This is a genomic window from Priestia sp. JSM ZJ58 (genome assembly GCF_044383985.1).
GTDB classification, from domain to species: domain Bacteria; phylum Bacillota; class Bacilli; order Bacillales; family Bacillaceae_H; genus Priestia; species Priestia zanthoxyli.
This window is the reverse complement of the sequence record NZ_JBISEM010000001.1, coordinates 2,801,243-2,827,527: the sequence shown is the minus strand read 5'-3', so window position 1 is coordinate 2,827,527 and position 26,285 is coordinate 2,801,243. Positions and strand designations below refer to the sequence as shown.

Annotated in this window: 31 protein-coding genes and 1 riboswitch; of the genes, 23 read left to right on the top strand and 8 right to left on the bottom strand. The window is 38.2% G+C overall.

The annotated features are described in order from the left end of the window. The first annotated feature begins 125 nt into the window (after positions 1-125). From ACH6EI_RS14930 to ACH6EI_RS14920, 3 genes are all read left to right on the top strand, one after another. Complete coding sequence (locus tag ACH6EI_RS14930; RefSeq protein ID WP_033578753.1) at positions 126-869, top strand: GTP cyclohydrolase II; 744 nt, start codon at positions 126-128, stop codon at positions 867-869. Next, positions 866-1,957: a bifunctional diaminohydroxyphosphoribosylaminopyrimidine deaminase/5-amino-6-(5-phosphoribosylamino)uracil reductase RibD gene (gene ribD / locus ACH6EI_RS14925; RefSeq protein ID WP_033578754.1), complete on the top strand. Its 1,092-nt coding sequence runs from the start codon at positions 866-868 to the stop codon at positions 1,955-1,957. The genes ACH6EI_RS14930 and ribD overlap by 4 nt, the downstream gene beginning before the upstream one ends. Positions 1,958-2,206: 249 nt before the next feature. After that, positions 2,207-3,082: a helix-turn-helix domain-containing protein gene (locus ACH6EI_RS14920; protein WP_014460489.1), complete on the top strand. Its 876-nt coding sequence runs from the start codon at positions 2,207-2,209 to the stop codon at positions 3,080-3,082. 303 nt (positions 3,083-3,385) lie between these two features. Here ACH6EI_RS14920 and ACH6EI_RS14915 read toward each other — a convergent pair whose 3' ends face one another. Both ACH6EI_RS14915 and ACH6EI_RS14910 read right to left on the bottom strand, forming a co-directional pair. Continuing rightward, positions 3,386-3,532 carry a hypothetical protein gene (locus ACH6EI_RS14915; RefSeq protein ID WP_013056671.1) on the bottom strand — a complete coding sequence of 49 codons (147 nt, stop codon included), beginning with the start codon at positions 3,530-3,532 and terminating at the stop codon, positions 3,386-3,388. Between the two features lie 12 nt (positions 3,533-3,544). Further along, a complete protein-coding gene (locus ACH6EI_RS14910; protein WP_013056672.1) occupies positions 3,545-3,769 on the bottom strand; it encodes a DUF3892 domain-containing protein in 225 nt (74 codons plus the stop codon). A gap of 104 nt (positions 3,770-3,873) precedes the next feature. Here ACH6EI_RS14910 and ACH6EI_RS14905 point away from each other — a divergent pair, with 104 nt between their 5' ends. The 4 genes from ACH6EI_RS14905 (at position 3,874) to ACH6EI_RS14890 (ending at position 6,173) form a co-directional block, all read left to right on the top strand. Beyond that, positions 3,874-4,554, top strand: a complete 681-nt coding sequence (locus ACH6EI_RS14905; protein ID WP_028413664.1) for a class I SAM-dependent methyltransferase — start codon at positions 3,874-3,876, stop codon at positions 4,552-4,554. Positions 4,555-4,619: 65 nt separating this feature from the next. After that, the gene (locus ACH6EI_RS14900; protein ID WP_108674636.1) at positions 4,620-4,748 is read left to right on the top strand and encodes a YuzL family protein; all 129 of its coding nucleotides are present in this window, start codon (positions 4,620-4,622) and stop codon (positions 4,746-4,748) included. A gap of 366 nt (positions 4,749-5,114) precedes the next feature. Beyond that, complete coding sequence (locus tag ACH6EI_RS14895) at positions 5,115-5,393, top strand: CD3324 family protein (protein WP_285852074.1); 279 nt, start codon at positions 5,115-5,117, stop codon at positions 5,391-5,393. 135 nt (positions 5,394-5,528) lie between these two features. Further along, entirely contained in the window at positions 5,529-6,173 is a 645-nt protein-coding gene (locus tag ACH6EI_RS14890) for a FusB/FusC family EF-G-binding protein (protein ID WP_028413662.1), read from the top strand. A gap of 75 nt (positions 6,174-6,248) precedes the next feature. On the opposite strand, the gene ACH6EI_RS14885 is transcribed toward ACH6EI_RS14890, so the two are convergent. Further along, a complete protein-coding gene (locus tag ACH6EI_RS14885; RefSeq protein ID WP_028413661.1) occupies positions 6,249-7,091 on the bottom strand; it encodes a sulfurtransferase in 843 nt (280 codons plus the stop codon). Positions 7,092-7,336: 245 nt separating this feature from the next. Between ACH6EI_RS14885 and ACH6EI_RS14880 the strand changes: the two genes are divergently transcribed. After that, positions 7,337-8,086 (top strand): Cof-type HAD-IIB family hydrolase, encoded by a 750-nt coding sequence (locus tag ACH6EI_RS14880; protein WP_028413660.1) that lies wholly within the window; start codon positions 7,337-7,339, stop codon positions 8,084-8,086. 135 nt (positions 8,087-8,221) lie between these two features. After that, positions 8,222-8,917: a peptidoglycan-binding protein gene (locus ACH6EI_RS14875; RefSeq protein ID WP_098112516.1), complete on the top strand. Its 696-nt coding sequence runs from the start codon at positions 8,222-8,224 to the stop codon at positions 8,915-8,917. A gap of 122 nt (positions 8,918-9,039) precedes the next feature. Here the strand turns inward: ACH6EI_RS14875 and ACH6EI_RS14870 are convergent, their stop codons facing one another. Continuing rightward, on the bottom strand, positions 9,040-9,204 hold the full coding sequence (locus ACH6EI_RS14870; protein WP_013056680.1) for a hypothetical protein: 165 nt from the start codon (positions 9,202-9,204) through the stop codon (positions 9,040-9,042). Between the two features lie 464 nt (positions 9,205-9,668). Next, on the bottom strand, positions 9,669-10,400 hold the full coding sequence (locus ACH6EI_RS14865) for a polysaccharide deacetylase family protein (protein ID WP_028413658.1): 732 nt from the start codon (positions 10,398-10,400) through the stop codon (positions 9,669-9,671). Between the two features lie 160 nt (positions 10,401-10,560). On the opposite strand from ACH6EI_RS14865, the gene ACH6EI_RS14860 reads away from it, so the two are divergent. From ACH6EI_RS14860 to ACH6EI_RS14850, 3 genes are all read left to right on the top strand, one after another. Next, entirely contained in the window at positions 10,561-10,971 is a 411-nt protein-coding gene (locus ACH6EI_RS14860; protein WP_028408813.1) for a hypothetical protein, read from the top strand. A gap of 84 nt (positions 10,972-11,055) precedes the next feature. Next, positions 11,056-11,244 carry a hypothetical protein gene (locus ACH6EI_RS14855; RefSeq protein WP_014460480.1) on the top strand — a complete coding sequence of 63 codons (189 nt, stop codon included), beginning with the start codon at positions 11,056-11,058 and terminating at the stop codon, positions 11,242-11,244. Positions 11,245-11,882: 638 nt separating this feature from the next. Continuing rightward, positions 11,883-12,083, top strand: coding sequence for a hypothetical protein (locus ACH6EI_RS14850; RefSeq protein ID WP_223260161.1), 201 nt, complete (start codon positions 11,883-11,885; stop codon positions 12,081-12,083). Positions 12,084-12,802: 719 nt separating this feature from the next. On the opposite strand, the gene ACH6EI_RS14845 is transcribed toward ACH6EI_RS14850, so the two are convergent. Beyond that, the gene (locus ACH6EI_RS14845; RefSeq protein WP_033578760.1) at positions 12,803-13,048 is read right to left on the bottom strand and encodes a hypothetical protein; all 246 of its coding nucleotides are present in this window, start codon (positions 13,046-13,048) and stop codon (positions 12,803-12,805) included. 103 nt (positions 13,049-13,151) lie between these two features. Here ACH6EI_RS14845 and ACH6EI_RS14840 point away from each other — a divergent pair, with 103 nt between their 5' ends. Next, positions 13,152-13,877 (top strand): hypothetical protein, encoded by a 726-nt coding sequence (locus ACH6EI_RS14840; RefSeq protein WP_028413655.1) that lies wholly within the window; start codon positions 13,152-13,154, stop codon positions 13,875-13,877. 202 nt (positions 13,878-14,079) lie between these two features. Here ACH6EI_RS14840 and metA read toward each other — a convergent pair whose 3' ends face one another. Continuing rightward, entirely contained in the window at positions 14,080-14,991 is a 912-nt protein-coding gene (gene metA, locus ACH6EI_RS14835; RefSeq protein ID WP_098112517.1) for a homoserine O-acetyltransferase MetA, read from the bottom strand. A 351-nt stretch (positions 14,992-15,342) separates the two neighbouring features. On the opposite strand from metA, the gene ACH6EI_RS14830 reads away from it, so the two are divergent. The 6 genes from ACH6EI_RS14830 to ACH6EI_RS14805 all read left to right on the top strand — a co-directional run bounded on the left by ACH6EI_RS14830 (position 15,343) and on the right by ACH6EI_RS14805 (position 22,063). Continuing rightward, complete coding sequence (locus ACH6EI_RS14830) at positions 15,343-17,031, top strand: formate--tetrahydrofolate ligase (RefSeq protein WP_098112518.1); 1,689 nt, start codon at positions 15,343-15,345, stop codon at positions 17,029-17,031. Positions 17,032-17,161: 130 nt separating this feature from the next. Next, a complete protein-coding gene (locus ACH6EI_RS14825) occupies positions 17,162-17,680 on the top strand; it encodes a hypothetical protein (protein ID WP_033578762.1) in 519 nt (172 codons plus the stop codon). A 61-nt stretch (positions 17,681-17,741) separates the two neighbouring features. Then, positions 17,742-18,218 carry a glutathione peroxidase gene (locus ACH6EI_RS14820; RefSeq protein ID WP_028413651.1) on the top strand — a complete coding sequence of 159 codons (477 nt, stop codon included), beginning with the start codon at positions 17,742-17,744 and terminating at the stop codon, positions 18,216-18,218. A gap of 124 nt (positions 18,219-18,342) precedes the next feature. Continuing rightward, positions 18,343-18,996: an HD domain-containing protein gene (locus ACH6EI_RS14815; RefSeq protein WP_028413650.1), complete on the top strand. Its 654-nt coding sequence runs from the start codon at positions 18,343-18,345 to the stop codon at positions 18,994-18,996. Continuing rightward, entirely contained in the window at positions 18,977-20,875 is a 1,899-nt protein-coding gene (locus tag ACH6EI_RS14810) for an ABC-F family ATP-binding cassette domain-containing protein (protein WP_028413649.1), read from the top strand. The genes ACH6EI_RS14815 and ACH6EI_RS14810 overlap by 20 nt, the downstream gene beginning before the upstream one ends. 63 nt (positions 20,876-20,938) lie before the next feature. After that, positions 20,939-22,063 (top strand): conserved virulence factor C family protein, encoded by a 1,125-nt coding sequence (locus ACH6EI_RS14805; RefSeq protein ID WP_028413648.1) that lies wholly within the window; start codon positions 20,939-20,941, stop codon positions 22,061-22,063. A 30-nt stretch (positions 22,064-22,093) separates the two neighbouring features. On the opposite strand, the gene ACH6EI_RS14800 is transcribed toward ACH6EI_RS14805, so the two are convergent. After that, the gene (locus tag ACH6EI_RS14800; RefSeq protein WP_028413647.1) at positions 22,094-22,978 is read right to left on the bottom strand and encodes a polysaccharide deacetylase family protein; all 885 of its coding nucleotides are present in this window, start codon (positions 22,976-22,978) and stop codon (positions 22,094-22,096) included. A 240-nt stretch (positions 22,979-23,218) separates the two neighbouring features. Here ACH6EI_RS14800 and ACH6EI_RS14795 point away from each other — a divergent pair, with 240 nt between their 5' ends. The 4 genes from ACH6EI_RS14795 to ACH6EI_RS14780 all read left to right on the top strand — a co-directional run bounded on the left by ACH6EI_RS14795 (position 23,219) and on the right by ACH6EI_RS14780 (position 26,056). Next, positions 23,219-23,656 carry a BrxA/BrxB family bacilliredoxin gene (locus ACH6EI_RS14795; protein WP_013056693.1) on the top strand — a complete coding sequence of 146 codons (438 nt, stop codon included), beginning with the start codon at positions 23,219-23,221 and terminating at the stop codon, positions 23,654-23,656. 134 nt (positions 23,657-23,790) lie between these two features. Further along, positions 23,791-24,570 carry a class I SAM-dependent methyltransferase gene (locus ACH6EI_RS14790; RefSeq protein ID WP_028413646.1) on the top strand — a complete coding sequence of 260 codons (780 nt, stop codon included), beginning with the start codon at positions 23,791-23,793 and terminating at the stop codon, positions 24,568-24,570. A 380-nt stretch (positions 24,571-24,950) separates the two neighbouring features. Next, a complete protein-coding gene (locus tag ACH6EI_RS14785) occupies positions 24,951-25,553 on the top strand; it encodes a YpjP family protein (RefSeq protein WP_028408800.1) in 603 nt (200 codons plus the stop codon). Between the two features lie 188 nt (positions 25,554-25,741). Continuing rightward, positions 25,742-26,056, top strand: a complete 315-nt coding sequence (locus tag ACH6EI_RS14780) for a thioredoxin family protein (RefSeq protein ID WP_013056696.1) — start codon at positions 25,742-25,744, stop codon at positions 26,054-26,056. 90 nt (positions 26,057-26,146) lie between these two features. Then, a riboswitch (cobalamin riboswitch) is annotated at positions 26,147-26,279 on the top strand. The last annotated feature ends 6 nt before the right edge of the window (positions 26,280-26,285 follow it).

Genomic DNA, 26,285 nt, shown 5'->3' with positions numbered 1-26,285 from the left:
CTAATACATCAATTAAAAAAGATAAATGTAGTGAAGTGCTAGAAAAAATATTTGTTCATGTGAGAGATTGAGCACAATGTGAAAAGAGTAGATAAGTGAAAGACACATAAGAGGAGGAAATGACTGTGATTAACGAAAAAGTTGTTTCAATTTTAAAAGATAAAATTAATGTAGTAAAAAATGATGATCATTTTATTTATATAGTAGGACCTATCACGCTTCCGGTGAATCTAGATGGAGAGACACAAGTATTTAGTTGGTATTCATGGTTGCGTTCTGATAATGTAAAAGAAGGATCTTTAAGTACGGAAGAGCTTATTGAAAAAATGCAAGGAGCTAATTTAGCTGACATGCAGCAATCGAGTGTTCTTGTGTACGGAGATTTTCAAGAATCGCATGAGGCACTCATTCGTATGCACAGTATCTGCCATACGGGAGACATATTCGGAAGCAAACGCTGCGACTGTGGTTTTCAATTAAAACAATCGATGAAAATGATTGTCGAAAATGGAAGCGGAGCGCTATTTTATTTAGCAAATCATGAAGGACGCGGCATTGGCCTATTCAGCAAAGCAATGGCATACGTTCTTCAAGAAAACGGATTTGATACGGTAGAGGCGAATGAAGGGTTAGGATTTGAAGATGATACTCGCAGCTATAGCGAGGCCATCAGTGTGTTAAAAGTGCTGCGTCAAAAACCTGTTACGCTGATTACGAATAATCCGAAAAAGCTAATCGCACTTGAGAAAAACGGTGCACTTTTATCAGGGCGCGTTCCACTTTGGGGAGATGTATCTCAGTTTAATGAAAAGTATCTAGACACCAAAGTTAAACGTTCAGGACACTTAAAAGAGGAGGTTCTTCTTTGATCAATCACGAATTTTATATGAATATAGCTTTACAAAACGCAAAAGCAACAAAAGGACAAACAGATCCAAATCCGCTTGTAGGATCTGTCATTGTAAACGATAATCGAATCGTTGGAATCGGTACGCATTTAAAAGCGGGAGAGCCTCACGCTGAAATTCATGCGCTGCGAATGGCTGGCGAACAAGCACAAGGAGCGACTGCTTATGTAACGCTAGAGCCTTGTTCACACCATGGACGTACAGGTCCTTGTGCTGAAGCGCTGGTTGAAGCCGGTGTAAAAAAAGTGGTCATAGCAACTTTAGACCCCAACCCTTTAGTAGCAGGTAATGGAGTTGAAATTTTAGAAAAAGCAGGCATTGAGGTCATAACAGGTGTATGTGAAGAAGAGTCACGTCAAATGAACGAAGTCTTCAATAAGTATATTGTAACGAAGAAGCCGTTTGTTTCGTTAAAGTCAGCGATTACGTTAGACGGTAAAATAGCTACTGCTTTTTCTCACAGCAAGTGGATTACGTCTGAGGCAGCTCGTTTGGATGTACATCAGCTTCGTCATGAAACGGCGGGTATCTTAGTAGGGGTGAACACGGTCATTAAGGACAACCCCGAGCTGACAACTCGCATCGAAGGCGGCCGAAGCCCGATTCGTATTGTGATGGATTCGAAGTTGCGTATGCCCCTTGATTCCAAGCTAGCAACGGATTCTTTAGCCCCAACATGGGTATTTACAAGTCAGGGCTATTCAAAAGAAAAAAAAGAACAGCTTGAGAAACAAGGCGTCGAAGTATTTGTCACAAGCGGTGAGGACAAAGTAAATCTTGAAGATATGCTTTCTATACTAGGTGAGAAATTTGTGTCGTCTCTTTTAATTGAAGGAGGCGGCGAAGTGAATGCCGCATTTCTAGAAAATCGTTTAATTGATAAATTGGTGCTGTATATGGCTCCAAAGCTTTCAGGAGGAAAAGAAGCTCCTACTTTTCTAGAAGGAAAAGGCGTAGAAAAGATGTGGGATGCAGTGGACGTGGAGCGTCTTTCTGTTACTTCAATTGGTAAAGACTTTAAATTTGTTGGATATCCTGTTTATAAATGAAAAATGTAAATGAGGCTGGAACAAAAATATGTTAGTTGAAGGAAAATCCGAACGATTTATCGTTCGGATTTTTTAGAGAAGAAAAATAATACACTATTTTACTCTTATAGATTAATTTGCTATTATAGGGAATGGTCAATTTCGAAACAGTGTATAAATTTTTAACGTGTTTACAGTTGACTATCTAAATAAAAGCACTATATGTTTATAGAGAGAATATATTATGTGAAAGTAAGGGTGAGAAAAGAGATGAGAGAGTATAGAATTGGGAGTGTTATGAGAGACCTTCGCAAAATGGCAGGGTTGACACAACAAGAATTATCAAGAGACATTTGTACACAAGCGCAAATCAGCAAAATTGAAAATGGTGAAGAATATCCATCAAGCATTACCCTCTATAAAATTTCTAAGCGCCTTGGCGTAGATGTTAACTACTTTTTTGATAGTGTAGAATCACCTCGACTTGATTACGTAGATGCGGTTCAATCGTTAATTCGTCAATATATTCGTCAGAGAGATTATGATGCTATTCATAATATCATTGTAAAAGAAAAAGAAAGTCCCCTGTTTCAAAATCCGCTGAACAAGCAGTTTTTAATGTGGCACGAAGGTATTTGCGTGTATTACATTCATCACAACAAAGAAGATGCGCTGTCTAAAATGTACCAAGCGATCGAGCTTACTAAGCAATCAGCAACGTTTTATAAAGAAAGAGAAATTGAAATTTTAAATAGCATTGGGATTATTCTTTATGAAGAGAAAGAGTATGAACAGGCTCTAGATACATATCAAACAGCACTCAAAAGCTTAAATGAGCTGCCCCAAACAAAAGACGAAAATATAAAAATTAGAATTTTAAATGCACTTGCCAAAACGCTTGGAGATATGAGTAACTATGATGAATCATTGATATATAGCAACCGAGGAATCGATTTGTGCATTAGTAATGAATCAATGTATTTATTTGGAGAACTTCATTACCAAGCAGGAGAGAGCTTAATCAAATTAGGTAAAATTGAACAAGGTAAAGAATATATGGAAAAGTCTATGACCATTTTCACCTTGCAGCGAAACGAGCGATTCGTCAAGCTAGTAGAAAAAGAACTTGAAGCTCTATTTGTTTAAAATATTCCTATCATTATAATTTTTGAGAAATTTCTATCAAAATGGAGGAAATCCATGGTTTTAAGGTGATAAATGCTGATAGAAAGGAATTCATCTACTTTTATCCTGTGATACACTAGAGTCAAATCAAAGAAAGAGGAGGAAATAATTATGAAAAAAGTATTAGTCGGTATGGCATTAGCGTTTACATTAGTAGCAGGTGTTGCTTCAGTTGGAACAAGCGTAGCAACAGGAGATTTTTCAACATTAGGTCTTCCAAGCCAACATTAATAAAAAAAGCCGTGCTAAAAAGCACGGCTTTTTTTATTGTGTTTTACTAGACTGATCTTTGTTGCGTTTGTTTCCCTTTGAATTATCCCCGCTTGAAATTTCTTCACCCATTTCAACAAGGTGGTGCTGCGTTTTTGGATTACTTTGATTAGCGCTTCCTTTGTTATTCTTTTTTGTCATATCCATTCTCCTTTAAAACGATGGCAATGCATCGAGATTATTTGTTTTGTCATGGTCAGGAATGCTGCGAATATACGTACCGCCGTCTTTCCCTACAAAGGTACTCACATGCTCAACGTCCCCAGCTTCTACTTTCTTTAACGCTTCTTCATAGGTTAAAACGTCTCCTGAAGCCGTTTGGAATTCTAAGAGGTCACCGTCTGCATTTTTACGTACTGCAACGAAACGTTCTTTCATACAAATAAACACCTTCCTTTACATCTATATGGTTGCTGAAATAGTCGTTTTTATTCATTATAAAAAGTGATAAGGTAAAGAAAAGAGTGCAAAGGGGATAAAAAATGACAACATTTAATTGGCATGATCAAGCTCAAGACGAGTGGAACCAAAAAGTATCATTTTGGAATAGCCGAAGTGAAGAAATGTGGAAAAACGGAAGTCGGAAAACAGTGATTCCATTTGTTCAAAAACATCTTAAATCAGGTGGTATAGTGGCAGACGTGGGCTGCGGTGATGGGTTTGGGACATCTCTTCTAGCTGCTTCTGGATACAAAACAATCGGTCTTGATTTATCGGAAGAAATGATTCAAAAAGCATCGCAGCTGCATAAAAGTGAAAATTTGTCGTTCGCTCAAGCTGATATTATGAAGCTCCCGCTGTCTTCTGAATCAGTAGAAGGGGTTATGGTAATCAATGCGTTAGAATGGACTGAGCATCCTCGATTAGCTTTGAAGGAATTGTACCGAGTTGTAAAACCAGGAGGATATGCATGCGTAGGTATTCTTGGGCCAACTGCTCAGCCTCGTACCAACAGTTATCAAAGGCTATATGGGGAAGACGTTATTTGCAATACGATGATGCCGTGGGAGTTTGAACAGCTTGCAAAAGAAAATGGTTGGGAAGTAATCGATGGCGAAGGTGTATATAAGCGAAATGTTACTGATAAGCTGATTGGACAGCTCCCAAATGAATTAAAGCAAGCCTTAACGTTTCTATGGCTATTTATGCTCAAGAAACAATAAAAACAGCACGCGTCTCCTTATATGTAGCTGTACAAAGGGTACACTACAAACTGGAGGTGAGTGACATGAGTAAAATTAAAAAAGACCGCTCAAAATCAGAGCTAGGTTCACCAAATGTAGAAGGACAAGGGACGACCACTTCTGAACAAGATGTTCAAAGCAGTTCAGCTAACAAAAAGCAGAAGCGTTCATAACAAAAATAAAACGAACTTGCAGGGAGAACAACGAGCTCACTGCAAGTTCGTTTTATTTACGGTGTCATCTTTATAAGTAAGAAGGTATTGTCTGCAAGATTGCAGATAGCTTATAATAAAATCTGAGCCAATAATTGTAATTTTCTACAAGCTTGGTTTCCATTCGATGTAAAGCGGAGGTGTAATAAATGGTGAATAAAAGATATTTACCGGATACTGCAGCGTCTCATGCAAAGCCTGATATTAGAGAGGCGATACTTTGCATGGGGTGGACGGTTTAGTAATAGACATCGCCTAACCGAGCATATCTCATTTCTAATATATACGGCTTTGCCCCTTATTGTATAAGCAAAATCACATAAGGAGCTGGCAGAAATGACGTATGTAAAAGCAACAAATATTTTACCTGAAGAGCTGATTAGTGAAATTCAAAAATATATTCAAGGAGAAACCATTTATATTCCGAAGCCGCAGAAGGCAAGGAAGAAATGGGGCACTTGCTCTGGTGGAAGAAAGTTGATTGACGAGCGAAACGAACAGATTAAGACGTTGTTCAAAAAAGGAGCTTCAATCGAGGAGCTAGCCCGTGAATACTTCTTATCAACCGAAACCATCAAAAAAATTGTATATAAAAAGCAACGGTAAAAATCAAGCGCGGGCGACTGAATGCCCGCGCTTTTTTAGGTATAGTTTATTTCTGATTTATTTTTTACATTTCGTAAAAGGAATCCATACGGTAAAGTAAAAAGTAGCTGATTACCTGAAGAAGGAGTGAAGATCGTGGAAGCGTTTATAAGAAATGATCAATATAACTTTATCAAAAGCCAAACGCAAATTCTTATCAATGGGTATGGAACAGTGAACAATTCCGATGTGCTGCAGGCTTTAAAAGCTCTTGCAAAAGAAAAAGTATTAAACGCGTTTGAAGTTCTTACTGAGGAACAGGAAGAGTTATTGCTACCGGTTGCTGAAGTTAAAAATAAAGAACAAGCAGAGGTGTTTTTAGAAACGATAAAGCCTTACGTGATTCCATTTAAATCGTTTACAGAAGCTGGCGTGAAAAAATTGTTTCCGAAAGTGAAAAAGTTAAAGATTCCTTCAGTTGATACCATTGATCTAGGGAGCATTTCATATGTTAGCTGGGTCGATAAAGGCTCAAACAAAAAGTTTATCGTAGCGCAGGATCTCTATACTCAGAAGCTAAAAGGTATTCAAGGAACGTTTAAACCTATCAACCAGAAGGGAATATGCACGCTTTGTCACAGCTACGAAGAAGTCGGTATGTTCACTGCTGAAATCAAAGGAACTGTTCAAGGAACATTTACCCAACGAGGAAATTATATTTGTCAAGATAGCGAAGCGTGTAATCAAAACTTGCTTACCTTAGAGCGGCTTCATGATTTTATGTTGAGGCTTAGTAAATAACATGAGGCTAATAAGAAAAATACAAAAAAAGAAGGTTCAGTCTCTATACTTTTGGTGAGACTGAGCCTTCTTTGTCTATCTGTTTTTCTCGATTGGATTGTCACGATAGCTAATCCAATCGCTCCAGCTGCCGGCATATAATTTTACATTTGGAAAACCTGCTGATTTTAAAGCTAAAACGTTAGGGCAAGCAGATACACCCGATCCGCAGTATACAATGATTTCAGCGTGAGAATCAATAGCTGAAAACATCTCCTTCCACTCTTTATCTGTTTTCCATAAACCTTCTGAAGTTAACACATCTTGCCAAAAAGAATGAATGGCGCCTGGAATATGTCCTGCTATAAAATCAATAGGTTCTTCTAAGCCTAGATATCTCTTTTTTTCACGAGAATCGATAAGAACGACATTAGGATTATGAAGGTTTTCTTTTACGTATTCAACTCCTGCAAGTCCCCAGTCTTGTTGAACGAAAGGTACAAAAGTTTGAGGAGAAGCTGCTGGAACGCTCTTAGTTGTTTCATATCCCGATTTTTTCCAGTTAGTAAAACCTCCATTTAAAATTTGTACGTATTCAATTCCTATATATCGCAGTAGCCACCATGCTCTTGAAGCCATCATTCCGTTTTGTTCATCATAAACGACGACTCTGGAATCAGCATTAATTCCTAAGCTGCCGAGCTTCTGAGCGAGCTTTTGAACATCGGGCAGCGGGTGTCTGCCTCCGTGAGAAGTAGCCACAGAGGACAAATCTTTTTCTAAATCCAAATAATGAGCATCCGGGAGGTGCTCATTTTGATAAGCATCTGCTCCTGCCTCAGGCTTTCCAAGGGTAAATCGGCAGTCAAGCAACACAATGGAGTGTTGGGGTTGCTGTAATGCAGTATGTAAGTCAGCCGGTGAAATAATAGTGTTCATAACATTCACATCCTTTTACCAAAATTCTAGTTGAAATAAATAAAAATGAAAAGCTTTAAATATAAATTACGGCAAAGGTATGCTGCTTTCCTTCAATTATTCCCCATAGAATAATTGACCATTTTAGCGCTTATCTGATGCAGAGTGAAATGCTCCTGTGCTACAGTTATAGTAAGAGTTACATAGTATAAGCCAAATGCTCACCGTAAGGTCATACTTACTATTGATGAGAAGGAGAGAGAAAGATGCAAACAAATGAAAAGAAAGAATTTAAACTGATTGCACTAGATATGGATGGAACCCTGCTGAACGATCAGCAAGAAATTTCTGAAGAAAATCGTGCGGCCATTGCTAAAGCTCAAGAACAAGGTGTTCATGTGGTATTAAGCACGGGGCGATCTCTTTTAACATGCCGTGAATACGCGCAGTCTCTTCAGCTGTCTTCTTACCTTATTACAGTAAACGGAAGTGAAATTTGGGATGAATCTGGACAGCTTGTAGAACGAAAGTTAATTGATGCTTCACACATTGAGAAAATGTGGAATCTAACGCAAGAGCATAAGCTTAACTTCTGGGCTGTGACGACGGATAAAGTATGGAGAGATGAATTTCCAGAAGATATTGCTTCACAGGAATGGCTGAAGTTTGGCTACGATATTCCAGATGATGCTTTACGAGAAGAAGTGCTGAAACAAATAGCAGGCATTTCAGATTTTGAAATCAGCAATTCTAGTTTAACGAATCTAGAAATTAATGCACTTGGTATTAACAAAGCAAAAGGGATCATGACTGTATGTGAACGTTTGGGCATTTCAATGGATGAAGTCATTGCAATGGGAGACAGCTTAAATGATATGGCTATGATTGAAGCGGCAGGTTGTGGAATCGCCATGGGAAATGCTCAGGAAGCTGTAAAAGAAGCAGCGGACTGGGTGACAGATACAAATGTCAACAACGGAGTAGCGAAGGCTATCAGCCACTGGGTACTGAAATAACAGCAGCTCTACACAGCAGGCGGCACTGTTGCACCATTTTACTACTTCTCGCATAAACTGATACTGGATGCCTCCCTTAGAGTTTGTCTTATACGTATATATAAGGAGAAGCCATCTAGTTAAGGAGTGGGGAGTATGAGCGATTTATCATTAGACAAGCTGTTAAAAAAAGCAGAAAATAAGCTGCAGAATGTACATGAAATAGTGCAAGAAAAAGCGTACGAACTCATTAGGCAAGCATATAAAGAAAGTATATTTATTGTGATCACTGAAGGATTTAGATCGATAGAGCAGCAGCATAAACTATATTCACAAGGCCGAACAACACCAGGAAGTATCGTGACTAATGCCAAAGGCGGCTATTCTTATCATAATTATGGACTAGCTATTGATATTGCGCTGCTTGATAACAACGGAGAAGTTGACTGGACCATTGATCGAAGATGGAACAAAGCGGGAGAGGTAGGAAAAAGGATCGGGTTGGAATGGGGAGGAGATTGGAAAAGCTTAAAAGATTATCCTCATTTTCAATATACATTCGGTTTATCTTTGTCGGAGCTTCGAAGTGGAAAAAAACCTGAGAAACAGACGAAAAAGGCTTCAAGAGTGCTAATTGAATACGGAGATCGAGGAAATCACGTACAGTTAATCCAGCGTATGCTTATTCACTTAGGTTATTCTCTTTCTGGAGGCGCAGACGGTATATTCGGGTCTGCCACTCTCAAAGCGGTAAAAGCTTTTCAACAAGCACTTTATCTGCAGGTAGATGGAATAGTTGGACCGAAGACACTAGAAAAACTCTATAGCAATTTTAATAAAACTATGTTCTGAATAACCATAAAAAACGATAACGAGAAAAGGAAGAAAAGAGATGGATGGAAATCGTCTCTTTTCTTCCTTTTCTGTAGTTATAGTAGAAAAACTGAAATTTATAAAGAAATAAAAAGGATTTTCTAAGCGTAAGAAACGTTCACGTGATCTAACTGGATAACATTGCTCAACAACACGATATCTTTATATATTTCACTTTTTACAGAGGCGTTTGAACAGTTTTGATAGTCTTTCAACAAGCGGCCAAGTTCTTTAATAAATAACAACGTCTCTTGTTCATTAATCATAGTCAAAACTCCTTGTTTAGAAATGAATCCAGGTCATTATATAGGAATTCTATCATATCTATACGCACCTGTTGACAAAAAAAGTTCGTCAATTTTTTTGTGAGAAGAAGAAATTTAGGGATATGTGGAATGCGTTCGACTCTCTCATTTTATACATATGCAGCTTGTCTAAAAATATGAGAGTAGTTATAGTAATATTTACTCCTAATCATGCAACTTAAAACCTATTTTAGAGGTTATCCTTAAATTCCCTCTATTGTAGAGCGATGGAACAAAAAAAGAATGCCTCATTTTGTATCTTTAGTATGATAACGTTTTGAAGAAATAAGGCATATCTTTGAGTTTTAAGATGGATTTGAATTAGATCTTTTGACACGCACTTTTTGTAGGAGGGGCATATTTACTTTCTATTAAGGGAAATCGTAAAGCTCCAACGAGTTTCTATATCAGAAACTCGTTGGAGCTTAATTTTTTGGATAAGGGATGTGCAAAAGTTCTGGGACGGTCACAAAATGATATCCTTCTTGTTTAAGTCTAGGAATGATGGTATCCAGCGACTTTGCGGTGTTGGAAAGGTCCATGGTCCAATGGCCTCCGTCGTGCATCAAAACAATTGTTCCGGCGTGCATGTTCTTAAATACATTCTTGGTGATTTCTGCTTCTGGGATTTGCTTCCAGTCTAATGAATCAGAAGACCAGTTAATCGCATAGACATTTTCATTTGGCAGCTCGCTGATCATTTCTTGCGTTAAATTTCCATATGGAGGACGAAACAGCTGTGTTTCAAAACCGGTAATGTTTTTAATAATAGCCTGAGTTTTGGCAATTTCCCAGTGAAACTTTTCAGTCGATTCTTTTAGTAAATTGGGGTGCCAATAGGTATGAATTCCAACAGCATGACCTTCAGCTACCATTCTCTTCACCAGCTCAGGATGTTCATGAGCTTTTGCCCCAATAAGAAAAAAGGTTGCTTTAATACCATGCTTTTTCAATTGATCCAATACATGTGGAGTAAAGCGCGGATCTGGTCCATCATCAAATGTTAGGGCGGTTTCCTTTAGGTGGTTATTACCTTGATAAAGCAAACGGTCACGCACAGCTATATTTTTTACTTGTTCCGCTTTACATAGTGCAGGAAGGGCTCCATTCAATAAGAAGCACAGTGTGAACAGCAGTATACTAATTCTTCGTATCATGTACATGCACGCTCCTTTCTAGGGCAAAGTATAACGTTATGATACCCGATTAAAAATTTTGTATGAAGCTGAAATGCCCTTTTGTGTCAAAACGTATGATATGCATGAAACAGCGCACTATAATAAACAGTTACTATTAGGTGAAGAAAGGAAAAAGCAGATGAAAAAAATAATGATTGCCGTAGCATTGATTTTTTCGCTAAGTTTATCTCCCTTAGCTGAATATATTTCCTATCACGACGACTATAACGTAAGTGCAAGGTCGTATCGTTCGGGGAAGCGGTCGTTTAATAGACAGCCAAGCGTTAGACAAAATGAGCCGAGATCTAATTTTTCAAATCGCAGAAATGGAACTGTAAATCGAGGCGTTACCCGTTCAAAACGAGGAGGATTCGCTCGTGGACTGCTGTACGGCGGTCTGGCAGGGATGTTATTTGGCGGTTTGCTTGGTCATATGGGTGCACTGGGCGGGATTTTTGGGTTATTAATTAACATTTTGGCTATTGTGCTTATAATTAATTTAATTCTGCGTTTATTCCGCCCTTCTCGTCGCGACAATAATTGGAGATAGACCGTAATTGCTGTCATAAACTAATAAGAAAGCTCCATATAAATAAGAAAACGCTTTCTATAGTTAATCGAAAGGATGAAACGTATGTCAGCAAACAGACAGCGCAGCAAATACCTGGCGTTTTGCACAGAATGCGGTCTCCCAAACAGGTTAACATTGTTTCTTTTAAGACAGTACGTTGCGACAGACGAATATAGCGGATTTTATTGTGGGAATTGCGGAATTCGAAACGAATTTCCAGATTCGGTCATTGAATATATTAAAGAACTTTAAAGAGGCTGAGACAAACGTATATTAGTTGAAGAAAAATCCGAACGGTGAATCGTTCGGTTTTTTTCATGGATAGGCTGAACGTAGACCTTATGTATGTAGCTGATTCTAGCGATTGGTTGAAGGACAAGGTCTAGAAAAGCTAAATAGATAAGAACTCGCCGCAGGAGCGCAAACGGCGAGGAAGCTCAACATCATCCTATAAAAAGTAAGGTATTGCACCGAAATCAACAGCAGTGTCATAGGCGATTCATACTCGATTTTTTATCCCGTTCGTTTCTTCTGGGATTGGATTGATCTCGTGATGTCTCAATCTCTTTTCTTTATTTGATAAAACTATGTTCTAAATACAAACTACAAGACATGGCCGCTTACAAAGAAGAAGTGATGCCTGAATGCTTCACCTTATTCAGGGCGATTAAAAAACTCCCGTTTTAAACTTACTAGGTAGGGGAGTACAAAGGGTTTACGAGAAGAACATATATGAATTTAGTGGCGATAGATTTAACGAACATGTTAATTGCAGAAAATCAATTGAACCATACTTTAAACGGACGCATATACTACATTAAAATTTTAGAAAGCGGAGGAATGGACTAATGCCTGTTTCCGTCATTTTCAACCAAATAAACGTGGTAAGTATGGTGTCCAATTCAGTAATTGCTTCAGGTCAAAATAGCCAGCCAGATTGGAATTCCCAAGGTAAATTTAACTTAGGAAACGGTTTTGCTATAAATTCAGCTATATTGGGCAGCACGAATATCATTAATGATCAGGATGTTTGTGATACGCCAATTACTCAGCCTGAAAATATTAATCCTCAGCCAGTTTCTCAGTTCTAGGAAAAAGAAGATGAAAGAAGTTGAGAAAAGTTGATTATAAAATTTACTAATCTTAATGTTACGTATATTTCTAATAACTCTGGTATTTTCACAGGAGAAAATACTCAATCAGATTGGGAAGTGAATTGGAAAAGTAATACGGGGTTTGGTGAAATAATTGGCTATAATAACTTTGCCTCTCAAATGGTAAATGTTATTAACGATAATGACGTCGTTGATTCCAATTTTTCTGAACACATAGATTTCAACAATGCTCCTGTTACACAAAGTTAAAGAAGTAAAAGTAATTAGGCATTCTATCAATCGGTTATTTTGGCAGAGTGGGGAGGATATATGAGTAACAGGCTTAAACCATCTTTTATACAGATGGTTTTTTTGCTAGCTTATTTTAGAGGAATAACACTCAAGAGTAATGAGAGGAATACTTTTATAGTAAATGGAGTAAATATCATAGAAAAGGCGTAAAAGCTTAAATGATTAAAGAGACGAAGCAGATAAGAATTTAAACATAAGATCATGTATTTGAGTTTTATATGGTATTAACTGAAATAAATTGCTGTCTGTGAGGTGTTTTTATGGCGTTAATATTCAATATAAATGGAGTCATAAAAGTCAAATTTCTGACGGTTTTGGAAAAATAGTTGGTCATTCTAATAAAATTTTAAATAATACCACCGTGGCGAAAACCCCTAAAAAAAATGATGAGTAAAATCGTAGAGTTAAGCTTCTTTTGCGGCCTGCTTAAAAGAGTCATTTACATCATCTTCACCAAGAACAAGATGTGTATTGTAGGATAGTTGATTATCATCTCCCGAAATTGTGCCAAAACCTGAATTGCTGCTGCTGATTGTAGTTTCCCAATTTTTTTGCATATTTTTTCCTATAAATACTCCTGCGTTGTTTTTAACCGTATTTACGGTGAGGTCATCAAAAATGATTTGCGGAGAACGGAGATCTATTTTCATAATTCCTCCCGATACATATGAGACATTAATTAAAGTTATCTAATACACTACTATATGTTGTAAATGGGCTAAAAGTGTTAAAACAAATGAGGGGTCAAACTCTATGGATGAAAAGGTGTTGAATATACTCAAAAACATTGAAAAAAGGCTCGCAAGCTTAGAAAAACACGTAAATGAACTTTCAAAAGAAAAGGTCCAATCTTTTCATTTAGACATAAAGAATGTTGAAACACTGAACTTGGACGAACTGTCTTATTATTTAGAACATATTGATGTAAAGGAACTTAGTGGAACTTTGAATATTGGTAATACTTTTCCTGCGCAAACGAATCAATATCAAGCGCCGAGAAAGAAAGGTAAGAAAACAACAAATGACTCTGATGTTAATCGGAAATCGGGTAGTCAGAATAATAAAGCCAAAAATAAAGAAAAGGGTCCTTCTGAAATATCAGTTAAAATTAATGAAAGAAGTGTCCCTTACAAACTAATCCATACAGAAAAAATGAGGGAGTCTAATCAGGCTCTAGAATCAATCTTTAGCATAGGTGACATTCATATTGGTACAATCGAAGATGCTTCAGCTGTAAACTTTGGTAATAACTTTCCGACAAATTTTAGAAGTCATAAAAAAGTGAGTCAGGGATTTGGCAATATTTTGGGCAATCAAAATGATATACATGACATCTTATCCTCTTTAGAGGAAAAAGATGCTTCAGAAGTATACAATGAAAACCAAGGTGAAAAGCCGCCTGAATGGCTGGACACAATGATAGAAGAACAAAAGAAGGAAATGGATGAAACAAAGCTAGACGAGGATGAAGAAGGATGAGGAAGAGAGTAAAAACTTTGGATTCTCAAATCATTGTTGTCGAAGCTGGATTTCTGAAAAAAAAGCTTTAATTAGGAAATAAAATAGAAAACCTGCGCTCTAAACGAGCGGCAGGTTTTCTATTTTATTTCTAGGCCGCTGCAGTTTCAACATGAAAAAGAGCATGCGTAATTTAATTGAACACTGGGATAGATCGGTTCTTTCATTCCCACAGATATGGAGTCTCTTGGTAAACATAATAGTTTAACCAATTCATAAACAGCAGGTTGGCATGAGAACGCCATGTTTTTAAAGGTTTTTTGTCAGGATCATTGTTTGGGAAATAGTGTTCCGGAAGCTTTGGTTCTAGTCCTTTTTCTGTATCTCGAAGAAATTCTTCTTGCAGTGTTTGAACGTCGTACTCTGGGTGGCCTGTCACGAAAACAAACTTTTCGTCTTTAGACATCGCCATATAAACACCAGCTTCTTCAGAGTAGGAAAGAAGCTCAAGGTCAGGATGATTTTTCACTTCATTCATGTCTACATCAGTGTGACGGGAATGAGGAGAATAAAAGACATCATCAAATCCTCGCAGCAGCTTAATGGGCTCTTCACTCGATACAACATGTGTAAATACACCCGTGCATTTATCAGAAAGAGGTCGCTTGTCAATCCCAAAGTGATGATAAAGTCCGGCTTGAGCTCCCCAACAGATATGAAGGGTAGAAGTCACATTTGTTTTACACCAATCCATAATTTCTTGAAGTTCTTTCCAGTAGTTTACTTCTTCAAATGGTATATGTTCTACAGGTGCTCCTGTAATAATCATTCCGTCATATTTTCGTTCTTTAATTTGTTCAAACGTTTTATAAAACTGATCTAGGTGATTTTTACTCGTTGTTTTTGCTTTATGGCTTGCCGTGTAAAGAAGTGTAATATGCACTTGCAGCGGTGAGTTCCCGAGTAAACGTAACAATTGCGTTTCAGCTTTTTCTTTTTCCGGCATTAAGTTTAGGATAACAATATTAAGCGGGCGAATTTCTTGGTTAACAGCGCGCACGTCGTCCATGATGAAAATTCTCTCTTTTTCTAAAATTTCTTTTGCCGGAAGATCACGTGGAATATTAATAGGCAATAAAATTCCTCCTATTCGATTTCGAAGTAATGACGCGTATAAATGTTCTTTCTCACGTGAAGATGAGGTTCAACATTTATGTACAATATACTATTATAGGAATATACAGAATATTAAGCAATTGAATTTTGAAAAAAAAGAGCATTAATATGCGTAATGGCTAAAATGAAATGGTACAATAAGGTTAAATTGGAGCGTTGCTATGCTTTTTTAGCATGACTGAAACTCAGTAAAATTTATAGAGCAGTCGTTCCTGTATTTATTAAACTTCATATCTCCCCCAGAAAACGGATTTTATCCTTTTTTGATGAAGTGTTTAAAAAGAATTCTCAGCAGAAAAGGGGTTTTTATATGACAACTAAGAAGCAAATAAAAAGTGATTTGCAAATTGCACAAGAGGCAACGATTAAACCGATTAAAGAGATTGCCGAGCAGCTCGATATTTTAGAGGACGAGCTAGAGCCGTACGGACATTATAAAGCCAAGCTTTCTTTGTCCGTTATGGAACGTTTACACACAAAACAAGATGGAAAAGTGATTTTAGTTACAGCTATTAATCCAACTCCAGCAGGAGAAGGGAAGTCGACAGTGACGGTTGGCTTAGCTCAGGCATTACATAGATTAGGTAAAAAAGCGATTGTCGCCATGCGTGAACCTTCTCTTGGTCCGGTAATGGGAATTAAAGGAGGTGCCGCTGGAGGTGGCTATGCTCAAGTGCTACCAATGGAGGATATTAATTTACACTTTACTGGAGACCTGCATGCCATCACAACAGCTAACAACGCGCTGGCAGCCATTTTAGATAACCATATACATCAAGGTAATGAACTGCGTATTGATACACGTAAAATTACGTGGAAACGAGTGGTGGATTTAAACGACCGCGCGCTGCGTCAGGTTGTCGTTGGATTAGGTGGTCCGATGCAAGGTGTTCCTCGAGAAGATGGATTTGATATTACGGTTGCGTCAGAAATTATGGCTATTTTCTGCTTAGCGTCAGATTTACAAGACTTAAAGCGTCGCTTAGCGTCTATTGTGGTAGCTTATAACATAGACAATGAGCCTGTAACGGTTGCAGACTTAGGTGCACAAGGAGCGCTTACCCTTCTTTTAAAAGATGCGATTAAACCAAACCTTGTACAGACGTTGGAACATACTCCAGCCCTCATTCACGGAGGTCCTTTTGCTAATATTGCCCACGGCTGCAATAGCGTCATTGCAACAAAAATGGCTGCAAAACTAGGCGACTATGTAGTAACAGAAGCGGGATTTGGGGCAGATTTAGGCGCAGAAAAATTCCTGAATATTAAAGCTCGTATGGCAGATATTAAACCAGAAACGGTAGTAATCGTTGCCACAATTCGCGCTCTGAAAATGCATGGGGGTGTTCCTAAAGAGCGTTTAAATGAAGAAAACATTGAGGCTTTAGAAGCGGGAATTGAAAATCTTGAAAAACATATTGAAACGATTCAGGCATTCGGCGTTCCTTATGTGGTAGCCGTGAACCGTTTTGTAACAGATTCAAAAGGTGAAGTAGAAGCGCTTATGAATTGGTGCGCTTCAAAGAATGTTCCAGTTGCTTTAACAGAAGTATGGGAAAAAGGTGGAGAAGGCGGCGTCATGCTTGCTGAAAAAATTCTTGAGGTCATGAACGAGACAGAAAGTCAGTTTTCTCCTCTTTATGATGTGTCAGCTTCGATTCCAGAAAAAGTAGAAGCTATTGCTAAAACCGTATACGGAGCACAAGGCGTAGAGTTTGCTCCAAAAGCGTTAAAGCAAATACAGCAATTTGAAGCAAACGGATGGGATCACCTGCCGATCTGTATGGCCAAAACGCAGTATTCGTTAAGTGACGATCAGACGAAGCTTGGACGACCAACGGATTTTAAGATTACGGTAAGGGAATTCCGTCCTTCACTCGGAGCTGGGTTTCTCGTTGCGCTAACAGGTTCAATTATGACAATGCCTGGACTTCCAAAAAAACCTGCTGCGCTCAATATGGATATTGACGAGAATGGACATGCACTAGGTATTTTTTAAGAGAAAAGCGATGCCTTGGCATCGCTTTTCTTATGAGATAAAACAAAATAACAGGTATGTTATGAATTAATTTGGCAAGAAAGAAGAAGAGCTGACTGTTCGTATTTTATAAAAAAAGGAAGTAGTTGAAATGTTTGATCCAATTGTATTTGATAATTTAAAAGTGGTTGTAGAAGGAGAGATCTATGATCTTGACTTATCTGGGCAAGTATCTGTTACAAATCGCGAAGATTTTGTAGACTTAGCTCAGTTTACTCGAACGTACCGCATTTCTTTTCAACAGCATTTTTGCTGTACCGCGTCGCTAACTTTATCAACCGACTTAGATAATATTCATGCGGAATTAACGCCTTCCCGTGTAGAAAAACCAGGTTGTACAGTTTATATTCATTTTCAGCTGAAAAAACAAAAACCGTTTGAAGAAGCTGAGTTTAGAAACATACAGGAAATGTGTGAAAGGATCTGGGGAACAACAAGAGTGGTTAAGCAGCGTATTACTCATGAAGTTGGAGGAAACGAATATGAAAACAATATTGCGGTAACCTTTAACCGATTCATTTACGAAGATCAAGTAGGAGATTTAATCGAAATGATTGATTATATGCTGCAAACGACTGACCAGCTAAAGGTTCTTTACGACAAATCATAAGAGCGTTTCAGTTGTACTCTAGAAATAAAGTGAATTACAATAGAGAAAAGGAGGCGTTTTAATGAGCGTGTATGAATACTCTGCAAAAACAATTAAAGACGAAGACGTATCACTATCTAACTATCAAGGTGACGTACTGTTGATTGTGAATACAGCTAGCAAATGCGGCTTCACCCCTCAATATAAAGATTTACAGGCGCTGTATGAAGAAGAAAAAGAAAACGGTCTAACGGTTCTAGGTTTTCCTTGCAATCAGTTCGGTGGTCAAGAGCCAGGAAGTTCAAATGATATTGAACAATTTTGCGAGTTAAACTACGGCGTTTCGTTTCCAATGTTTGCAAAAGTAGATGTAAAAGGTGAGCATGCACATCCGTTATTTGCATACTTAACGGAACAAGCACCTGGCCTGCTAGGTTCTAAAGCGATAAAGTGGAATTTCACAAAGTTTTTAGTGAATCGTCAAGGTGAAGTCGTGAAGCGATACGCACCTCAAACTGCACCAAAAGATATTCAAAAAGATATAAAAGAATTGCTGTAAAAGCAGGTGGATCTCCATCTGTTTTTTATTTTTCAGCCAGGGTTTTCAAAGGGTGCTCAGCTGTCAGTGAGACGAGCGCCTTACTTTGTGCTAAAATAATGGTGGATATAATTGAGGTGAGCAAATGAACAAAATAGAAAAGACGGAAAAGTGGGTTCAAGCAAAGCTTGCGCATGACACGACGGGACATGACTGGCAGCATATCGATCGCGTGCGTCGAAATGCAGTGCTTTTATATAAAAAAGAAGGCGGCAACCGGGAAGTTATTGAACTAGCCGCGCTTTTACACGATGTGGTAGATGATAAGCTAGTGGAAGATGTTGAAAAAGCGTATGAAGAAGTGCGGGAGTGGCTGAAGAGTCAGCGCGTAGAAGAAGAGAACTGCAAGCATATCGTTCATATTTTACAAACGATGTCATATAAAGGCGGCAACCGTCCGGCTATGGCCACGCTTGAAGGTCAAGTTGTTCAAGATGCAGATCGCTTAGATGCAATTGGTGCGATTGGTATCGCACGTACGTTTATGTATGCAGGTTCTAAAGGCACGGCTCTGTATGACGAAAACATTGCTGTACGAAGTGAGATGACAGAGGAAGAATACAGACACGGAAAATCAACGGCTATTGCTCATTTTTATGAAAAGTTGTTAAAGCTGACTGCGTTAATGAATACTCAAACAGCACGGTCTCTAGCGCAAGAGCGACATACATATATGAAAGAATTTTTAGTTCAATTTAAGAAAGAGTGGAATTATCATTATGAAAATGCTGACTGTTGAAAACTTAACAAAAACATATGGAGAAAAAGAGCTGTTTCATCAGCTAACGTTTACAATTACGGAAAATGAGCGAATCGGCTTAATTGGTGTAAACGGAACAGGAAAATCGACGCTTCTTAAAATTATCGCAGGTCTAGAGCTGGGAGATGAAGGGGATATTATTCATGCTAAAGACTACAGCGTGACATATTTACCTCAGCATCCGGATTTTGATGAAGACTTAACGGTTTTAGAGCAAGTTTTCAGCGGAGATACGCCCCTTCTTAATTTATTAAAAAACTATGAGCTGGCTCTGTATGCGTTAGAGCAAGATTCTGCAAACGAGAAGAACCAGCAGACACTGTATGATTTACAGCAGAAAATGGATGCGATGAACGCGTGGGAAGCCAATTCTAACGCACAGTCGATCTTAACGAAGCTGGGAATTTCAAATATGAGTGCAAAAATTGGTGAGCTTTCAGGTGGACAGAAAAAGCGCGTGTCAATTGCCCAAAGCCTAATTCAAACACCTGATTTATTAATTTTGGATGAGCCGACTAACCACTTGGATTATGAGACGGTTAAATGGCTCGAAGAATATTTATCCAAATATCAAGGAGCCGTATTGCTTGTTACTCATGATCGCTATTTCTTGGATGCTGTTACAAACCGAATTTTTGAGTTAGACGGTGGAAATTTATATAGCTATAAAGGAAACTATGCTGCTTTTCTAGAAGGAAAAGCGATTCGAGAAGAGCAGGAAAAAGCAACTCAAGCAAAATTAAGTAACTTATATCGCAATGAATTGGCTTGGATTCGCCGAGGAGCAAAAGCGCGTACGACTAAACAAAAAGCGCGTATTCAGCGATTTGATGAATTAGAAGGAAAACTCGATTCTTCTGAAAAAGAATCACTAGATTTAAGTTTAGCAGGCAGCCGCCTTGGGAAAAAAGTGTTTGAATTAAAAGATGTGTCTAAGACGTATGAAAATAAAATCATTCTTTCAGACTTTACGCACATCGTGAAAAAACAAGACCGAATTGGAATTGTCGGTAAGAACGGAAGCGGAAAGTCTACCCTGTTGAATATGATTGCAGGACGCATTGAGCCGGACAGCGGTGAAATTGACAGAGGACAAACGGTTAAAATTGCTTACTATACTCAAGAAAGCGATGATATGGACTTGAATCAACGCATGCTTGATTATATTAAAGAATCGGCAGAAGTTGTTCATACGACGGATGGGAAAATGATCTCTGCATCGCAAATGCTTGAGAGATTTCTATTTCCTTCACATACGCACGGAACACCGATTCAAAAGTTGTCCGGAGGAGAGCGCCGTCGTTTATATTTATTGAAATTGTTGATGACATCGCCAAATGTTTTACTGCTAGATGAGCCGACTAATGATTTGGATACTCAAACGCTAACGGTGCTTGAAGACTACCTCGAAGAATTTCCAGGTGTTGTTATCACGGTATCACATGATCGCTATTTCTTAGATAAAGTAGCAGATTACTTACTTGTCTTTGAAGGAGAAGGAAACATTTCGACTTATTTTGGCGCTTATACAGATCAATTAGAAGAAGCGGTGAAAAAGAAGCAGGCAATGGCTCAGCAGGCTAAAGTGAAAGAAGAAAAGCCAAAACAGCCGGAGAAAACGAAAAAGCGTCGCTTAACGTATAAAGAACAAAAAGAATGGGAAGAAATCGAAGATCATATTGCAGCAAAAGAAGAAGAAATTGAACGCTTAACAAGTGAAATTGAACAGGTGGGCAGCGATTATACAAAAGCGCATAACCTATCGTTAGAACAAGAAAAAGCAAATGAAGAATTAAATGCACTGCTTGATCGCTGGGCAGAGCTTTCAGAGCTGATTGAAGAAATTGAAAACGCGTAAACAAGTCGTTAGACTGAGTATAAGCCACATGCTACAATTTTAATGAGAGGAGTACGATACGATATGAACATTAAATCAATTGAGCCAACGCCAAGTCCGAATACAATGAAAATTAATTTAGACGAAGTGCTATCAGGCGGAAAAAGCAATAACTATACGGAAAAAAATGCTGAAGCAGCGCCTGAAGTTGTTCAAGACATCTTGAAAGTAGAAGGGGTAAAAGGAGTCTATCACGTAGCGGACTTCTTAGCAGTAGAGCGAAATGCTAAATATGACTGGAAGCAAATTTTGCCGCAAGTTCGTGCAGCGTTTGGTGAAGATTTGCAGAGTAACAGCGAACAGCACAAAATGAATGAGCATTTTGGTGAGGTCAATGTGTCCGTTCAAATGTTCAAAAACGTACCAATGCAAGTTAAGCTAACGGATGGAAATGAAGAAAAGCGATTTGGTCTGCCTGAACGATTCGCAAAAGCGGTAGCAGAGCTTCAAAGCTTTTCAGATAATGTAGTGTTAGAACGGAAATGGAAAGAACAAGGCGTTCGTTACGGAGAGTTAGCGGCTATCGGAGACGAAGTAGTGGAAGAATTAGCAGCAGCATATCCGCAAGAAAGATTAACTCGCCTTGTAGCCAATGCACAAGAAGAAAAAGAAGGCGGAAAAACGGTACAGCCGCGTAAAACCTATAAAGTTACAGAAGAGATGCTAGAAGACAACGATTGGTCAGTGCGCTATGCCCATTTAGAACAAATGGATCCAACAGAAGCTGATTTAGACGTTTTAAATAAAGCGCTTGATGATGAAAAAGCATCTATTCGCCGCTTAGCTACGGTCTACTTAGGAATGATTGAATCAAAAGCGGTACTGCCTTATTTATACAAAGCATTAAAAGATAAATCAGTCACTGTGCGCCGTACTGCTGGAGACTGCATGTCGGATTTAGGTTTTGAAGAAGGTATTCCGGCAATGTGTGAAGCCCTTGGTGATAAAAACAAGCTTGTGCGCTGGCGTGCAGCGATGTATTTATACGAGGTAGGGGATGAGACGGCTCTTCCTGCATTAAAAGCAGCAGAGAATGACAAAGAATTTGAGGTAGATTTACAAATCAAGCTAGCGATTGAACGTATCGAAGGCGGAGAAGAAGCAAAAGGTTCTGTTTGGAAACAAATGACGGAAAGCAGAAAAGCATAAAAAAAGATCATTCACTTGAATGATCTTTTTTTATGACTGTTTTGCAGCGGGAGTTGGAAACTGCATAGGCTGCATCGTGTTATCAATTTTAATAGGCTGATAACCGGACTGTTTTAAGTAAGTCAAAATAGTCGGTAGAGACTGTGCCGTAAAGGATTTGTCATGAAATAAAATGACGGGTGTTCTTCCGTTGGAGTTAACCCCTTGAATATGAGGTTCAAGGCCCTGAATAATTCTAGGTGCAGAACGAAGTGCCCAGTCTTCACTGTCTACATTCCAGTCCCATAATTTAAAGTGGCTTAGCAACTCTGTACGGTGCGGCTCTTTTAAATAAGGAACGCTGCCGTAAGGAACGCGGATTAACTTACTGTCAACACCGGTTACTTTCTTAACTGTCGCTTGACACTCCTGCATTTCTTTTAACGCGGCGCCGTCTTCACTATACATGACATGAATATCATGAGAGACGCCGTGACAGCCGATGGCATGTCCTTCCTGTGCTACTTTTTTAGCAATTTCAGGGTGAGCGTCAATTTGATACTTTAACATAAAGAAAGTTGCTTTTACGTTATATTGACGCAAAGCATCTAAAATGTGAAGGGTATCAGGCGTTGGACCATCGTCAAACGTAAGGTAAACAGGCTGTGTAAGAGCTTGATTTTGATCGTTCACGGTATTTCCTACATACATATTATGGTGAAGTGTATTAAGCAGCTTCTCAGGTTGTGCTGAAGATGCAGCTTCTTTCAGCGGCAATGCAGTAGATGCTAAGACTTGCTGAGATGCAGCGGATTCACTTCCTTTGGCTTCTGTAATAAAAAATAAAGAAGCGACAATCACTAACACTAAAGACAAAAATGCATAAAATCGTTTGTTTGGCTTAAATCGTTTGTTCGGTTTAAATCGCTGGTTCAATTTGAAAATCCTTTCTACTAAACTACTATTTACTACTATAGTACAAAAAATGGAATATTAATAGTAAAAATCGACATTTTTATGGAAAAAAATTAGATGATATGACCCGGTTTTAATCTTTTTTGTCAAATGAAAAAGGAGAACGGGACAGCGATAAGGATTTGAAGAGTGAGTAGCTAGATTTTTCCTGGTTTTTATAGTATGCTTTTAGCGTGAATGATTGTTAGGAGGAATGTTAATATGTCAATGGCATATGAAGAATATATGCGTCAGTTAGTTAAACCAATGCGTCAAGAATTAACTCAAGCCGGTTATGAAGAATTAACAACAGAGGAAGCCGTAGTTGATTTTATGGAAAACGTAGAAGGAACAACTTTTGTTGTCGTTAATTCAGTTTGTGGATGCGCTGCTGGTTTAGCACGTCCTGCAGCAACGCAAGCGTACTTACAGTCTGAGCAAAAACCAGATCAAGTGGTAACTGTTTTTGCCGGTCAAGATAAGGAAGCAACAGCTAAAATGCGTGAATATTTTGGGGACATTGAGCCTTCATCACCGTCTATGGCACTTTTAAAAGGAAAAGAAGTTGTTCATTTTATTCCTCGACATGAAATTGAAGGTCAGCCGTTAGAAGTTATTTTTGAAAACATTTTAAATGGCTTTAAGCAGCACTGTTCATAAAATGTCCTGCTTTTGTCACATCTAGTATATAGATTTTTAAAGAAAAATCGCATATACTTTATAAGAAAAAGGATGTCTATCGGCATCCTTTTTCTTTATGTAAATAGCCAAACAGTGTAGGGGGAGTTATGAAAGTGATTGTTACGACTGCTGGTCGAACAAATGAACAGATGATTGTAAAAGCCAAACAAGTAGCCGCTGATTTAAGTATACCTTTTGTAACAAGAGAGAAGAAATCTGTTGCAGATCTTCAAAATCTTGAAGCGGCAGACGTGCTGGTTGTCGGTAAAAATAGAGTAGAATTGCACGTCCAAAGTGAAGAAGAACCTATTTTTTTTCATCCAAATTCCGCTATGTTTAGAGTGAAGAGATGGCTGCGGGGAGAACGTGATCCGTTTATTGAAGCTGCTGGTTTAGAAAAAGGAATGAGCGTGCTTGACTGTACACTTGGTCTTGCATCGGATAGTATGATGGCGAGCGTGGCGGTAGGGAAAAGTGGGAAAGTTGTCGGACTAGAAGGCAACCGCTATGTAGCTTATTTAGTCAAACAAGGACTTTTAAATTGGGAAAGTGACGTACAAGAGTTGAATGATGCAATGAAGCGTATAAACGTGGTTCATCAAAATTTTGAATCGTTTTTGGCGTGTTGTGAAGATAATTCTTTTGATGTTGTCTACTTTGATCCTATGTTTCAAGAACAAATTGAGGAATCGAATGGAATTAACGGTATTAAAGCAATAGCACTGTATACCACGCTGACGCCAATGGCTATACAAGAAGCAAAAAGAGTAGCCAAACAAAAGGTCGTGCTAAAAGATCATTGGAAAAGCAGTCGTTTTAAAGAGCATGGATTTACTGTGCAAAAACGAAAAACATCAAAATTTCATTACGGGACAATTGATATACAAAAATAACCAAAAAAGTAAAATTAATTACGCTCATTGAAAAGACTTCCAAAACCTTTTAGGAATTAAAAAGTTTTGGAAGTTTTTTTTATGAATTTCATCTAAAGTTCATAAAAGTATGATATATTTTTGAACATAAAAATACTTTTGTGTTTAAGCATCCAGCAAAAAAGGAATATCTTGTATAGGTTTCCGCTCGGTGTGACAACCTCAAACAGAAGAAGGAAGGTGGTAACTGAAAAGTCGTCAAATGCCCGTAGACAGCATAAATGAATAAGCAAATATAGGTAAAAAATTAATAAGTATGTTACAATACCTAGTGAGTTATGATAATGAATTTTACAATATGAAAAGACCATATGGGAAAAGATGAGAAAGGAAAGATACGAATGCCTAGATGGATAAAAAGAATGCTAATTGTATTTATTACAGTATTTACATTTGGGCTTGTCACTCCACCAGAATATTTATACGTTGATGATGCAAAAGCGGACAAGCAACATAAAGCAGGGTATGTAAGAGAAACAACTCCTGTCACAGCTGTTATAGAAGATATTCATTTGCCATATGAAGAACCAAAATATGAAGACGTTTCATCATTTGTTACGTATGCAATGGAATCAGCTGAAAAACAGTCAGTGGAAAAATTCGGAACAAAAATTGGACCTGTCATTGAAGATGAATTTCGTCTAGCAGTGTTACCTAAAATTGAAGAAGTGCTGACCGACATTGGCACTGAACGTGAACAGTCGATTCAGAATCTCGAGATAAGCGAGCACCCTGCTGCTGGCTACGGTGAAAAGATTTTCCATGTATATGACCGGGAAACCGGTCAGGACTTAATACGGTTTCATGTACGGCGTGAAAATCCTCCAAAAGATGGATACTGGTTTAATTTTCACTATCATGCGGCCGCAGATAATTTTCAAAAGCATTATGATTTAGGGAAAATTTATTGGAACCGAAACATGCCGCCTAAGTGGTTCAGCTGATAATAGACACAACATTCTACAATTTCGAAATGTTAGCTTTTTTAAGCTAGCATTTTTTTACGTCTAAAACCGTTATGGTCTAAATAAGCTGAAACATTAGCACAACGATAAAAAAATCGTTTATAATGAAGTCAGACTTCTTACTATAGAATTGTAGGAAGCAACGAATAGACGCTGGAGGTAACACAATGAAACAATTTACGGAAGAAAAACAATTTCGCGAACAAATTAAGAATGAAACACTAAGCGTTGGGATTTTTACGACAACGTGGTGTCCTGATTGCAAACGTTTGGATATGTTTATTGATGAAATCGTTGACGAAAATACAGATAAAGCATGGTTTAAAATTGACAAGGATGAGTTTGAAGAACTTTCTGCTGAAAACAATGTAATGGGTATTCCTTCTCTTCTTGTATATAAAAACGGTGAAAAAATTGCGCACCTGCACAGTGCAAATGCTAAAACGCCTGAAGCGGTCCGTGAATTTTTAGCAACTCTTTAATTCCCTAAGCTGCGAGAGCATTCTCGCAGCTTTTTTTGTGAGAATGGCTATTTCCATTTTTCGATGAGTGGGGTATACTAGGACAAGTGAATAATCGTAAAGCAATAAGGTCTCAATTTAAAGATTGAGTGAAAAGGGAAGTCTGGTGAAAAACCAGCGCGGTCCCGCCACTGTAAGCGCTTTGTGCGTAAGTCAGGAGACCTGCCTTATTGTTAGCTGTGAAACCTTC

Excerpts from the sequence above, each read along its gene's own strand:
- ACH6EI_RS14920 (WP_014460489.1), top strand. The coding sequence starts at position 2,207 with ATGAGAGAGTATAGAATTGGGAGTGTTATGAGAGACCTTCGCAAAATG.
- ACH6EI_RS14915 (WP_013056671.1), bottom strand. The coding sequence starts at position 3,532 with ATGACAAAAAAGAATAACAAAGGAAGCGCTAATCAAAGTAATCCAAAA.
- ACH6EI_RS14910 (WP_013056672.1), bottom strand. The coding sequence starts at position 3,769 with ATGAAAGAACGTTTCGTTGCAGTACGTAAAAATGCAGACGGTGACCTC.
- ACH6EI_RS14905 (WP_028413664.1), top strand. The coding sequence starts at position 3,874 with ATGACAACATTTAATTGGCATGATCAAGCTCAAGACGAGTGGAACCAA.
- ACH6EI_RS14900 (WP_108674636.1), top strand. The coding sequence starts at position 4,620 with ATGAGTAAAATTAAAAAAGACCGCTCAAAATCAGAGCTAGGTTCACCA.
- ACH6EI_RS14885 (WP_028413661.1), bottom strand. The coding sequence starts at position 7,091 with ATGAACACTATTATTTCACCGGCTGACTTACATACTGCATTACAGCAA.
- ACH6EI_RS14880 (WP_028413660.1), top strand. The coding sequence starts at position 7,337 with ATGCAAACAAATGAAAAGAAAGAATTTAAACTGATTGCACTAGATATG.
- ACH6EI_RS14875 (WP_098112516.1), top strand. The coding sequence starts at position 8,222 with ATGAGCGATTTATCATTAGACAAGCTGTTAAAAAAAGCAGAAAATAAG.
- ACH6EI_RS14870 (WP_013056680.1), bottom strand. The coding sequence starts at position 9,204 with ATGATTAATGAACAAGAGACGTTGTTATTTATTAAAGAACTTGGCCGC.
- ACH6EI_RS14865 (WP_028413658.1), bottom strand. The coding sequence starts at position 10,400 with ATGATACGAAGAATTAGTATACTGCTGTTCACACTGTGCTTCTTATTG.
- ACH6EI_RS14860 (WP_028408813.1), top strand. The coding sequence starts at position 10,561 with ATGAAAAAAATAATGATTGCCGTAGCATTGATTTTTTCGCTAAGTTTA.
- ACH6EI_RS14855 (WP_014460480.1), top strand. The coding sequence starts at position 11,056 with ATGTCAGCAAACAGACAGCGCAGCAAATACCTGGCGTTTTGCACAGAA.
- ACH6EI_RS14850 (WP_223260161.1), top strand. The coding sequence starts at position 11,883 with ATGGTGTCCAATTCAGTAATTGCTTCAGGTCAAAATAGCCAGCCAGAT.
- ACH6EI_RS14845 (WP_033578760.1), bottom strand. The coding sequence starts at position 13,048 with ATGAAAATAGATCTCCGTTCTCCGCAAATCATTTTTGATGACCTCACC.
- ACH6EI_RS14840 (WP_028413655.1), top strand. The coding sequence starts at position 13,152 with ATGGATGAAAAGGTGTTGAATATACTCAAAAACATTGAAAAAAGGCTC.
- ACH6EI_RS14830 (WP_098112518.1), top strand. The coding sequence starts at position 15,343 with ATGACAACTAAGAAGCAAATAAAAAGTGATTTGCAAATTGCACAAGAG.
- ACH6EI_RS14825 (WP_033578762.1), top strand. The coding sequence starts at position 17,162 with ATGTTTGATCCAATTGTATTTGATAATTTAAAAGTGGTTGTAGAAGGA.
- ACH6EI_RS14820 (WP_028413651.1), top strand. The coding sequence starts at position 17,742 with ATGAGCGTGTATGAATACTCTGCAAAAACAATTAAAGACGAAGACGTA.
- ACH6EI_RS14815 (WP_028413650.1), top strand. The coding sequence starts at position 18,343 with ATGAACAAAATAGAAAAGACGGAAAAGTGGGTTCAAGCAAAGCTTGCG.
- ACH6EI_RS14810 (WP_028413649.1), top strand. The coding sequence starts at position 18,977 with ATGAAAATGCTGACTGTTGAAAACTTAACAAAAACATATGGAGAAAAA.
- ACH6EI_RS14805 (WP_028413648.1), top strand. The coding sequence starts at position 20,939 with ATGAACATTAAATCAATTGAGCCAACGCCAAGTCCGAATACAATGAAA.
- ACH6EI_RS14795 (WP_013056693.1), top strand. The coding sequence starts at position 23,219 with ATGTCAATGGCATATGAAGAATATATGCGTCAGTTAGTTAAACCAATG.
- ACH6EI_RS14785 (WP_028408800.1), top strand. The coding sequence starts at position 24,951 with ATGCCTAGATGGATAAAAAGAATGCTAATTGTATTTATTACAGTATTT.
- ACH6EI_RS14780 (WP_013056696.1), top strand. The coding sequence starts at position 25,742 with ATGAAACAATTTACGGAAGAAAAACAATTTCGCGAACAAATTAAGAAT.